Origin of the sequence: Janthinobacterium sp. UMAB-56, from assembly GCF_900095265.1 — a bacterium.
Lineage (GTDB): Bacteria > Pseudomonadota > Gammaproteobacteria > Burkholderiales > Burkholderiaceae_D > Janthinobacterium.
Window position 1 is genome coordinate 4,915 of record NZ_LT607677.1, and the last position, 10,726, is coordinate 15,640.

12 protein-coding genes and 1 pseudogene are annotated in these 10,726 nt (G+C 61.0%); all 13 read right to left on the minus strand.

Annotated features, from left to right (window positions below; genetic code table 11):
* A pseudogene (locus tag K0F85_RS27400) lies at positions 1 to 884 on the minus strand (hypothetical protein); the annotation flags it as partial.
* Positions 881 to 1,066, minus strand: a complete 186-nt coding sequence (locus K0F85_RS27405) for a hypothetical protein (RefSeq protein ID WP_219118967.1) — start codon at positions 1,064 to 1,066, stop codon at positions 881 to 883. The pseudogene K0F85_RS27400 and the gene K0F85_RS27405, both read right to left, overlap by 4 nt.
* Positions 1,053 to 5,885, minus strand: coding sequence for a phage tail length tape measure family protein (locus K0F85_RS27410; protein WP_219118968.1), 4,833 nt, complete (start codon positions 5,883 to 5,885; stop codon positions 1,053 to 1,055). The genes K0F85_RS27405 and K0F85_RS27410 overlap by 14 nt, the downstream gene beginning before the upstream one ends.
* A gap of 49 nt (positions 5,886 to 5,934) precedes the next feature.
* Positions 5,935 to 6,183, minus strand: coding sequence for a DUF1799 domain-containing protein (locus K0F85_RS27415; protein ID WP_219118969.1), 249 nt, complete (start codon positions 6,181 to 6,183; stop codon positions 5,935 to 5,937).
* 62 nt (positions 6,184 to 6,245) lie between these two features.
* On the minus strand, positions 6,246 to 6,563 hold the full coding sequence (locus K0F85_RS27420; RefSeq protein ID WP_219118970.1) for a phage tail assembly chaperone: 318 nt from the start codon (positions 6,561 to 6,563) through the stop codon (positions 6,246 to 6,248).
* 92 nt (positions 6,564 to 6,655) lie between these two features.
* Entirely contained in the window at positions 6,656 to 7,306 is a 651-nt protein-coding gene (locus K0F85_RS27425) for a phage tail tube protein (protein ID WP_219118971.1), read from the minus strand.
* Between the two features lie 86 nt (positions 7,307 to 7,392).
* Positions 7,393 to 7,743 (minus strand): DUF3168 domain-containing protein, encoded by a 351-nt coding sequence (locus K0F85_RS27430; protein WP_219118972.1) that lies wholly within the window; start codon positions 7,741 to 7,743, stop codon positions 7,393 to 7,395.
* Positions 7,740 to 8,141, minus strand: coding sequence for a hypothetical protein (locus K0F85_RS27435; protein WP_219118973.1), 402 nt, complete (start codon positions 8,139 to 8,141; stop codon positions 7,740 to 7,742). Before K0F85_RS27435 ends, K0F85_RS27430 begins: the two co-directional genes overlap by 4 nt.
* Positions 8,141 to 8,476, minus strand: a complete 336-nt coding sequence (locus tag K0F85_RS27440; protein WP_219118974.1) for a phage head closure protein — start codon at positions 8,474 to 8,476, stop codon at positions 8,141 to 8,143. Before K0F85_RS27440 ends, K0F85_RS27435 begins: the two co-directional genes overlap by 1 nt.
* Positions 8,473 to 9,030, minus strand: a complete 558-nt coding sequence (locus K0F85_RS27445) for a hypothetical protein (protein WP_219118975.1) — start codon at positions 9,028 to 9,030, stop codon at positions 8,473 to 8,475. Before K0F85_RS27445 ends, K0F85_RS27440 begins: the two co-directional genes overlap by 4 nt.
* Positions 9,027 to 9,182, minus strand: coding sequence for a DnaT-like ssDNA-binding protein (locus K0F85_RS27450; RefSeq protein ID WP_219118976.1), 156 nt, complete (start codon positions 9,180 to 9,182; stop codon positions 9,027 to 9,029). The genes K0F85_RS27445 and K0F85_RS27450 overlap by 4 nt, the downstream gene beginning before the upstream one ends.
* Before the next feature lies 1 nt (position 9,183).
* Positions 9,184 to 9,402 carry a hypothetical protein gene (locus K0F85_RS27455; protein WP_219118977.1) on the minus strand — a complete coding sequence of 73 codons (219 nt, stop codon included), beginning with the start codon at positions 9,400 to 9,402 and terminating at the stop codon, positions 9,184 to 9,186.
* A partial coding sequence (locus tag K0F85_RS27460) for a hypothetical protein (RefSeq protein WP_219118978.1) occupies positions 9,402 to 10,726 on the minus strand: 1,325 nt, incomplete at its 5' end. The genes K0F85_RS27455 and K0F85_RS27460, both read right to left, overlap by 1 nt.

Sequence of the window (10,726 nt, forward strand, 5' to 3'; positions counted from 1 at the left end):
TGGTTCGTCCGGTCCGCAACGTACAGGCCCACCAGTTGCGGGTGGGCGGCATCGAAGGCGGCCAGGTTGTCCAGGTCAAGGTCGGCCAGGGTGAAACGGTCGGCTGCCTTGCCGTAGGCGGTGGCAATGCGCTGTACCAGCGGCGCGATGCGTGGTGCATAGCCGCCGCCTGTGTCGCCCTGCACGCTGACCGTGATCGTGGTGGAAAACGGATCGGTGGTCAGGTTGAAGCGCCCCGCCTGGTCATTCAAGGCAACGGCAATCGGCTTGCCGTTGGTGCGCACCTCGAAACTCGATTCCACCGCACCCAGGAACCCATACTCCAGCGTGGCGGGATTGGTCAGCAGCGGCGTCACGTTATGGCATTCGCCGAACGGGATCGGCAGCGTCGCATCCTTATTGGGCGTGGTGCCGCCCAGCTTGGCCTCAGCAATAGGCGTGTCCAGGCGCTGCAGCTTGTCGCGCAACGACAGGTTGATCGATTCGCGCGCAGAACTGCCGATATCGGCAACGATGCCGTCAAAGATCAGGCGAAAGTCGCTGCGCGGCCAGGCCGGATCGCCTGACCAGGCCTTGATGGGCCGGTTGCGCCAGACGTCGGCGAGCCAGCCATCGAGCGCACCATCGCCGTTATCGAGCTCAATATCGCCGCCCGACAGGCCAGCCTCGCCGGTCAGGCTGACCTGTTCGGTGAAGGCCAGCCCGCCAGTGGCCAGCGGCAAGTACTCGACGTTGGGCGGGAGGTCAGCCGGGCCGGTGACGTACGGCCAGGACGAGATAAACCGCGTCACTTCGACGCCCGCCACATTTACCTGCACCTCGATCAGGACCATGCGAGTGGCCGATGAACTTTGCAGCCACGCCAAAAATTGCACATCGGTCATTGCGAGTACTCCACTTGTTTCGCCCAGGCAGATGCCTTGGCAGATTTATCAACACCGGCCACAACCGTTTTTGCTGCTTTGTCGTTCGATTCGACGGTAGCCTGGACCACGGCGCCGGTTTGCTTGCTCTGGTCGGCTCGATGCGCAGCCACTTCCGCGCGTAGCAGCTTAATTTCCGCCACCAGCGTATCCGTATTGCCGCCGCCCTGGCTTGGGNTCCGTATTGCCGCCGCCCTGGCTTGGGGTGCCGCCGAAGTAGCGGCGCATGGCCGCTGCAGCCGGCGCATCGACCACCACCTCTCCGCGGTGAAGCTCGGCCGCATAGCCGTCAAACGGCACATTGGCCAGGCCGCCAGCATGGGAACCGTCGAACTGCACACCCAGCCCGCTCGCCGTGCCCATCGCCGCCTGCAGGTTGGCGATGGCTTGCGCCACCGTCAGCACGCTGTCGTTGATGGTGATCAGGCCCGAGACCTGGGCCTTGAGGGCATCCAGGCTGGCCTGCTGCACGTCGACCTGGGCCGAGGCCCATTTCAACGCCTCATCGTTGGCCGCCAGCACGCGGGCGTAATCTGCCGCGTAGCGAGCATCCGAGGCGTTGACCACCTGCGAAGCCGTCAGGAAGGCCTGCTCGGCAGCCGACAGGCCGGATTGCGCCGTCGTGTCGCCGGCATTGGCCGCAGCCAGGGTTTTCTCGAACTGGGCGCGCGCCTCGGCGTATTTCTGCTCCGGCGTCAGCGTCGACTGGGCGCCCAAGGCCAGGCTGGCGTTCAGGCTGTTGAGCGTTGTCACCCACGATTTCGACTTGTCCAGCGCCGTCGTGGCCGCTGCCGCCTCTCTGTCGTAGGCTTTGCCCAGTGCGTCCTTGGCCGATACCACTGCCTTGGCCGCCTGCACCTGGTCGAACAGCGCACGGTTGACGGCGGCGATGCTGGAGCGCTGGATGGCCAGCAGTTCCGTCTCGCTTTTGGTCAATTCATTGAGCTGCTTTTGCAGATCCATGCGCTCGCTGGCGATTTCGCTGGCAGTCTTGACCACAGCGGCATAATTGCCGGTCGCTGCGGCTAACTGGCTGCTGTAGTCGGCGGCCGCCTTGAAGGCCGGCGCCAAAGCCAGCAGCTTGATATACATCTCTTGGCCGCCCGTGCTAGCCAAGTCCAGGCCCAGCACCACGTCCTTGTACTGCTCCACCGATTTGACGCCGGACAGGCCCAGCTTGCTCAGCGTATCGGCCACCGTCGACAGCACGGGCGCTATCTGCTCCGCTTCCGTCAGGAAGTTTTCAGCAAAGAAACTGGTCCCGCTGGTGAGCGAGTCCAGGCTGCCCGCCAGCTTGATCAGATTCTCGCGCGCGCCAATGGTGGCCACGCCCACGGCGCCGAAGGCATCCTGCGATGTGCGGCCGATCAGCTGCAGCGCCGCGTCGACGCCGGCGTAATCCCCGGCGACGCGCTGCAGGGTCGTGCTCAGCTCTTCATTGCCGACCTTGAACTGGCCGAGACTCGGAACCAGTTCCAGCGCAATCGCATTGCCCACACCCTCAAAAAACTTGGTGACGGCGCCCATCCTGTCAGCTTCCGTGGTGAGGCCGGTCAGGTTGATGTTGAGCGCCTGGGCGCGCGTGGCCAGGCTGGACGTGTCGACGCCTAGCGTGTTGGCCAGCGTGGCAGAGACATTGCGAATGGCGGCGTATGTTTCCACAAACGCATTGGACGTCGTCGCGTCGACGGCTTTGCGGTCCGTATCTTTCTTGTCGCTACGGAACCAGCCGCCCTTCTGCGTCCACTTGGCGTACTCCTCGCCTGTGAATCCGGAGCCAGATAGCGTCCCCGTGATGCCCGTTTCCCCATACTTCTTGTCGCCCATGCCGAAGGCGCGGTTTGCCAGGCCGCCGATCACGCCACCGATGGCGCCACCAATGGCCGCGCCGATAGGGCCGCCCATAAATGCACCCGCGACGGCGCCTATGCCGGTACCGCCGATCACTGTGGCATTGCTGCCATACTGGCCAGAGATCAGTTTTCCTCCCAGCACGCCAGCGGCGATACCTGCGGCGGCCGTGACCGCCGCGCCCGCGAAAGCGCCAGAAGTCAACGCCGTGCCAGTGCTGGCCATGCCTGCCGATCCATAGGCTGCAGACGCTGCGGCTGCCTGCGCGCCCGTCATCCCCATGCCGGCGCCGAAGGCGGATACGGCGGACGAGCCGAAGAGATTGCCCAGGGTGGCGATGCTGCCGCCGATGCCTGCGGCCACACCAGAGAATCCCTGCGTGGCGATGGTGTAGGCAGTTTTGGCGCTTTGTGCCAGGCTGGCAATACCGCCCAGGCCGCCGCCAGCCGCGCCGCCACTCAAGCCCAGGCCTTCGGCGGATGCCAGGCCAGCAACGCCGCCGCCCGATACCGATGCGCCGATGTTCAGGATCCACTTCTTGATCGTCATCTGGTACAGCAGGTCGAGCAGGCCGTTTTTCAGGGTGTCGCGCAAGCGGTCGAAGGCAGACTTGCCGGAATCGAAGATGCTCACGAATGTATCGTGCGCTGTGCGATCCAGGCTCTCCAACATCGCCTTGTTCGCCTCAAAGTCCATTGACTTTTGCACGCCTTCCCGCTGCGCTGCCGTAAGATTGCGAATTTCGGCGGCCTGGGAACGCAACAGTTCTGCTTCCTTTTCCCGTCCAGGAATGGTGGCCAGAATGGCAGCATCCACCTCTTTACGCGTAGCAACCTCTTCCTGCTGGACGGCATTAAAGTCAGCGATTTGCTTTTTGCTTTTCCCGATCAGGTTATTGGCATTCGTTTGCTCGAGGACTTGTTTTTTAATCGCATCAACATCGGCCTCGCGTTTTTCCAGCAGGTCCGCATAGTCACTGGCGGCCGCGCGCGTGGCCTTGACGTCGAGCACGAATTGCTCGTTGGTCGCCGCGCGGCGGCGACTCGCAATTTGCGCGTCGATCAGCGCGGCCTGCCCTCGCAGCGAAGCCTGCTCTTTTTCGCTGTTGGGCTTGCCCTTGGTCAGAGCCAGCTCTTCCAGCAGCTGAGCCTTGTGTCGATTGAAAGCCTTGATATCCAAATCAGCCACAGCCTGGGAGAACTCGATCTGAGCCGACAGACTGGTCGCCAGCCCGGCGTCACGGTTCGCCACCAGCGTCGCCATCGAGCGCTCGGCCACGATGTCCTCGACCGCGCCGCGCTGCTTGATCCCCTCAATTTGCGTGTCGATGCCGACATTAAATAAATCGGTGTATTTCTTTTGAATATCCAGCGCCCGCTCAGCAATTTCCGCATCGGAAACGCCAGCAGCCAGACCCCGGTTCTGACTGGCCACAATTTCCTTTTCCATCTGCTGGCGTCGCGTCAGATATTTATCACCTTCTTTCGCCCAGTAAATCCCAGCCTCATCCAATTTAATGCCTTCAGCCTCGACCTTGCCATTCCAGGCCTTCGCATCTCTTTCTTCGCGCAGCAGAGCAACTTTTTTCTCTGCGGCAATCAGATCGGCTTTGCCATCCGCCCCAGCACCAACATAGGTAAAGCGGCGCTGCTTGGCCATCTTGAGTGCGACCTCGGCTGCCTTCAGTTTCTCATCAAATGTGTCCTCTCGACCCACGTTGAGCATGTAATCCCACGCCCCTTTCGCCGCAGAACCAAGCCCATTCCAGGCCCTTTCCATATAGCCCAATGATTCAATAACTTTCTTGGATCGCGATTCCATTGCGTTGGCGTACGCATGCTGAGCCACCTTCGCCGCCTCATCCATTTTCCCTTGATCTTCCAGAGCATTGATCTGCTCGTACACGGATAAGGTCAGGAAATGATACTTTTCATTCAGCGCTTCGGTTGCCTCCATAGGAGACTTCCCTAGCTCTGCAAAATCCTTCGCCATATCAACCGCGCTGATGCCGAGCGCCTTCTGCGCCTGCACCGATACGGTAGCAAAGCGTTGCAAGTTGTCGGCTCCCACCTCTCCTGTGGCCGCCAGAGCAGCCAAAGCCTCGGCAGCCGCACCTTGAGTGCCCACGCTTTTGCTAATGCTACGGGCCATATCTGTCATCTGCCCGGCAGTAGTGCCAGCAGCGTTGCCGGTCATAATCAACGCAGTGCGATATGCCGTAGCTTCCTTGCTACCTTGATAATATGCGACTGCAGCCACACCCACGGCGATTAATGCGGCCACTACCGCAATAATTGGCCCCAACGCTATGCCGGCCAGGCCGGCAACGGCGATTCTCGTATTTGCAACTGCCTCAGCCGCCGCATTGGCGCCCCCAGCCAAATCCGTAGCGGCAGCGCCGACCTGCTCAATACCTGCCGTGGCCGCCTGATGCTCTTGAGCGACATTGGCCAAGGCCCCGCCCAGATCCGCAACACCCGCCGCAGCTGCAGCTGCCCCAGCCGACGACGAGAAGAAGGACGCCACTTCGCTACCTAATATCTTGACGGTGTTCGAGACACCACCAAACGCGTCTTTGATCTGCCCACCTTGCTGGATCAGTACCAGCAGAGGATTTTGCCCGCCAGCTAAACTGGTGAAAATGTCGGTCAGCTGTGCTGGCATCTGGCGCAGCGCAGCCGTGGTTTGCGCGGACGACACGCCGAATTCCTTCATGACCGGGTCAGTCGAGCGCAGCGCGTTCTCGGCCAGCTTTTGCTTGGCCGCGACAGAGTCGAGCTGCGCCAGGTATGGCTTCAGCACATCGACACTCACGCCGCGCTGGCTGGCCAGTGTCTCGTAATACTTGGCGCTGGACTTCGACCCCGATTCCAGCGTCGCGATCGTGCGCTGGATGGAACCGATCATGCTGCGGGTGGCCGACTCCACTTTCTTGGACGACGCATCGCCGGCGCTGCCGATATCGCCAAACCCCTTGCCGGCCTTTCCGCTGAGGTTGTCGAGCGACTTGCCCGTACGGGTGCCGGCGGCGCCGATCTTTGCAAAGCCAGATTCGGCAGCTGTCGAGTCCACGCCCACCGCAATGGTTGCGCTACCGATGATTTCTGACATGGCCATCCAATAAAAAATGCCACCTCATGGGTGGCGGGTAAGTCGGTTGCTATTTCGAAGCATGGATAGCTCGAAGTGCTGCCTCTTCCATGATCTGAATCTGCAGTTCCAGATCCACATACTCATCGGTGGATAGGCTCATGCGATCCATTTTATGGAACAGCACGCCATAATCGAGTCCGCTGGGCCCGCTCATGGAAGTGCGCCACTGGGTGGACAGAAAACCGAACAGGTGGAAGGCCTGCACGTTCTCAGGCCACACGTCGACTGGCTCCGTCGCCACGTCGTCGAGCGTCATGCCAAACGCGGCCAGCTCTTTCTCATCCGGTCCGCGCTCGTAAAGCGCCGTGGCGACGGCTTTCAGTTTTTTACGCGGGCGCCCGACAGTTCGCGCATGTAGGTTTCGATGATGGCGCGCGCCGAGCCCAGGTAGTTCTCGCTCATCTTCGTGACGTGATCCACGTCGAACGGCTCGTCCAGCTCCCAGCCGCTGGCCATGTCCATGATGACGTCGACGTCTTCGCGGTTCGGCAGGCCGTCGATGAATTCCTTGAATTCTTCCTTGGTGCGGTGCTTGAACGTGAATTCGACATTCACGCTTTTGCCGCCCGGGCAGGGAATGGCAACAGGCTCTTTGAAGGTAGGGGATGCGGTCAGGTTAAATTTTGGCTTTGCCATTTTCTTCTCTCATATATAAAAAGACCCGACAAGGTGCGACCGAGCGGGCTGAAAACCCGCCGGGTGACGGGCGGGGAACTTGTAAATGCGAGTTATTGCGCGGCGTAGCGCACTGGTGGCGTCTTCAGGGAAAACGTCGCCGTCACGGCCATGACCTGATTTTTCGTGAAGGTGGGCGTCTCGTTCAACGACACGATAGTGTTGTAAAGGATCAGCGAGCCGCTGGGCAGGGCCGCAACGAGTGCGCGCGACGAGCGCGATTCAGCAGCAGCCTTGATGGCGATGTAGCCGGGCAAGGCTGGGTCATCCGCGATGTTCAGCGCAATCGACTGAGCGCTGGCCTGCGTGGGCAACTGGCTGGCAAAATCATCTTCCAGGAAGGCGACTTCGGTGAAGCCCATTTCGCCGCCGCTCGAGGTGCTTTCCAACACCTGCGTAATCTGCTCCAGCGTTTCGATCTCGCGAACCGAGACGCGTGCGGCACCGGGACGGAACATCGCCGCATTGGTGGTGTCGGTTCCTTCCAGGGCGAAGGTGCCGGCCGCCGAAGCGCTGACACGGAATACGCGGTTGTTCAACTTGGACCAGCTCGACGTGACTTCTACCAGGTCGCCGTCTTGCAGCCCGTGTGCGGCCGCAGTGCACACAGCAGGTTTAGCGTTGCTAACCTCAGTGACAGCGATGCTTGCGCCATAGGTTTTCGCGAGCGACATCGTGGTGCCATTCGGCAGAGATACAGCCATGATAATTCCTTTCAATGGACGAAAAAAAACCGCACAAAGCGGCGGGGATGCCCCTGAAGGGCCAAATTAAAGTAATGAATCCGGCGTTAAATCCAGAGTGAAAAGTCCTGTCTGGCGCCGCGCAGCGTTGTTTCTTCGTCGTAGGTCGCCACTGGCGCGCCCAGCGTCACCGCTTGCAGCGCGGTAACGGCGTGCAGCGCCAGTTCGGCCAGCTCGATCAAGGTAGACGCCTCGATGCGTGCTTCGGCCCAAGCGCACACCTGCATGCGACTGTTGCGCTTCGACGAGATGGCCCCGTCAAGGAAATTGACCGCGTCGCCGCCGACCTGTTGATACACGATATAAGGGCGCGCGACGTCGGCCGGTGCCAAGTCCGGATAAACCCGCCCGTCAACAAGTTGGCGCAGCGCCTGGAACACTTGTACTTCGATGGTCATTTCCGCCCCTTGGTTTCAGCCAGACGCTCGGCCATGCGATCATTGCCGGCGGTGATGGCCTCGTCGGCCAAAGCCATTGCAGGCCGCAAGAACGGATAGGCCGGCGAGCGGGAGTTGCCGAATTCGATCTGGTAGCCATGCGGTGCGCGTTTTTTGTTCCAGCTGACGTGATAGGTCTTCAGTGTTGTGCTGGACTGGTCTTCCGCATAAACGCGATAAATGGCGCTCAGCAACAGGCCGCTTTTACGATTTCGGGCAGCATTGCCGCGTGCGCCCTGGTAAATCACGGTGGCCATGGCGGCAGCACCGGCAAACGCGACGTCCGTCTGCACGCGCTCGCTGTATTCCCGGACTTTTTCAGCCAACCCATTCAGGGCCGAGGCATCGATGGTGAGCATTAAACAATTCCTCTCGAACACATCAGCGCGAGGGTGCGACCGTCCTGGCCCAGTACCGCTTCGATGTTGTAAATAAGGTTGCCGTGCAATACGCGCATTTTTGCCGCGATGCCTTCGCGGTGGCGAATCGTGATGGTCGATACCACCTTGTTCTGCGTGGCGTCGGCGGCGGCGAACTCGCGACCACTGATATCGCGGATACCTGCCCAAACCTTGCCATCCCCGTCAGCCAGAAAATTGACCCAGCCGGATGGCAGGGGCTGGCCGGCGGCGTCCTGGCCGGCGGCGTGCACTTGAATAGTGACGCGCTTGTCGAGCCGCAGCGCCAGGCTCATACATTGCTCCGGCAGCCATCAAGCAGGCGCGCGATAAATGGAGATGGTGCCGACTCCTTCTCGGCGCGCGTGTTCGGGTCAAACTGGTCAACCAGCTTGGCCAGCAGGTACAGCTGCACGTTCGCGGGGACCTTGTCCGAAGTATCGCCGTAGCCGCATTCCACCGTCACGATAACGGCATGCGGCTCTGGCGATGTCGCCGGCCAGGTAGCACCGCGCGCCGGCACCAGTGCACTCTTGTAGCGCGCTGGCACCAGCTTGTACGCCTCCGGTGCCAGCAGCTGCTCGACACCGGCGACGTCCATAAAGGCCACGGAGGTGACGCTCAGCACGGGATGGGGCAGATCGATGGACGCAGGGAATGCATCCAGGCGGACTTCCCACGTCTGGCGGATAAAGCACTGGCCGGTTTCATGCTCCATCGTGGTCGTGATACCCGCCAGCCAAAGCGTCAGGAACGAATCCATGTAATCGCCATCGATGCGCATGTTGGCGCGTGCCTGCTCGATAGAAACGGGCAGCTTGGTCGGTGGGACGATGCATATTTTGCTCATACCACCCCCGAGTGTGTTGCGTAAGATTCAGCCTCGGCCAGCGCCGCCCAGGAGGTCAGGCCCAGGCTGGCGCAGCGCGCGTCTGCCGCAGCGATGCTGGCGTAGGATTCGGCATCAGCCAGGCCGGCGCCCGTTTCGATCACGATAGGCATATCAGACTCCCAGCGCGATAGACAACTGTGCTTCGGTCATCTGCAGGTACTCGGCATCGATCGGCATATTATCCGGTCCATAGCGCCGCACCAAATAGGACAGATCGTCGGCATCGTGACTGGTCTTGATCTGCAAGGTGCCCGTGCTCGTTTTCACTTCGGCATACTGGCAGGCATCGCCGCAGCAGTAGTCGCGCCATTCAATATCGTCAATTTTCATCACTGCCCCGTTCCGTAGTAAAAACCTGTGAAGCCGTCGCACATGCGCACCTTCCCGGCCAGCTGCTGCTGGCGGATGTATGCGCAGGCTTTCTCAAATGCCGACTTCATCAGCAGCAGATTGTCGCCCGTAGGATCTTCGCCACTGCCCGTGTCGCCCAGGCCTGTGACGCCATGCCAGAACGGGAACCAGGTATCACCGTAGGCGATGATGACGTCGGTCATGCGGTTGATCTGGCTGGCCCTCTGCCAGCCCGCGATCGAGCCGGTCACGCCGCCCGTGATCTTCGAGATGCCGCCGGCAGTAGCGCTGCCCCAGTCGCAAGCGCCCACGTGGTGCGGGTTATCGATGCCCCATGGGGTAACCGTGATATTGATCTTGCGAGCGTGCCGCTGCATTTTGATGCCGGTGCCCTTGATCACCTTTTCCGAAAGGCGGCTGGTGGACGACTGCGGCGACGCGTAGAACTCCAGGCCGCGCGTCATGCCGCTGTTCAGGTAGAGCGCAGTAACCGGCACCACCTCGTAGGCAATGGCAGATGGCGACATGATCGTGCCTGTCGCATCAGCGCCGCCCAGATGGTTGGTGCTGTGATTGATGCATTCCCAGCCGGCGTCGTAGGCAAGCTTCAGCCAAGGATTGATGCCGGTCCAGTCGCTGACCACCTTGTCGCCGCTGACCCAGATGCGCTTAGGCACCGCGACGTACCCTTTCCAGTTGTACGCGTCGAAAATGGGCAGGTAGTACGTGGGCATATCCGCCCCCACTGAATCCGTGCCCAGCACGATCTGCGCCTGCGAGTCGAAGTCGGTCCAGAGCGAGTCGAAGTAGATGTTGGCGCCTGCCATGCCCGACAGGTCGATCTTCATGCCGGTGATTGCCGCGTCGCGGATATTCGCGGCGGCGCCGGTGCCGTAGGCGCCTGCCAGCACACCGAAAGGGTGATATTCAGTAACGCCTGAGCCGGTCACGTAGGCAGCCGGGTCGCGCTGCACGAACTTCAAGAAATTCCAGCCCTCCCTGACCTGATTGCTGTTGAATCCGACCGTTAAGGCGTTGGTGTTCGCCGCGCCGGCGTCCGTGGTCAGCGTCATACCTATGGAGCCGGTAGGCGTACCACCAGGCTCGTAGCCCGGGAGGTTATCGACATAGACCCATAGGCCGATTCGCCCCCGCAGGTCCTTGACACGCGCGCCGGTGGAGAACGTCGTCAGTCTTATTTCGTGCGTGGTCGCCACCGTCGGCGACCACTGCAGCATTTCGGCTTGGCCGGTACGGCTGGTGACGCCTGTGATATTGCCTGCGGCGTCATAGCCTGTGTATC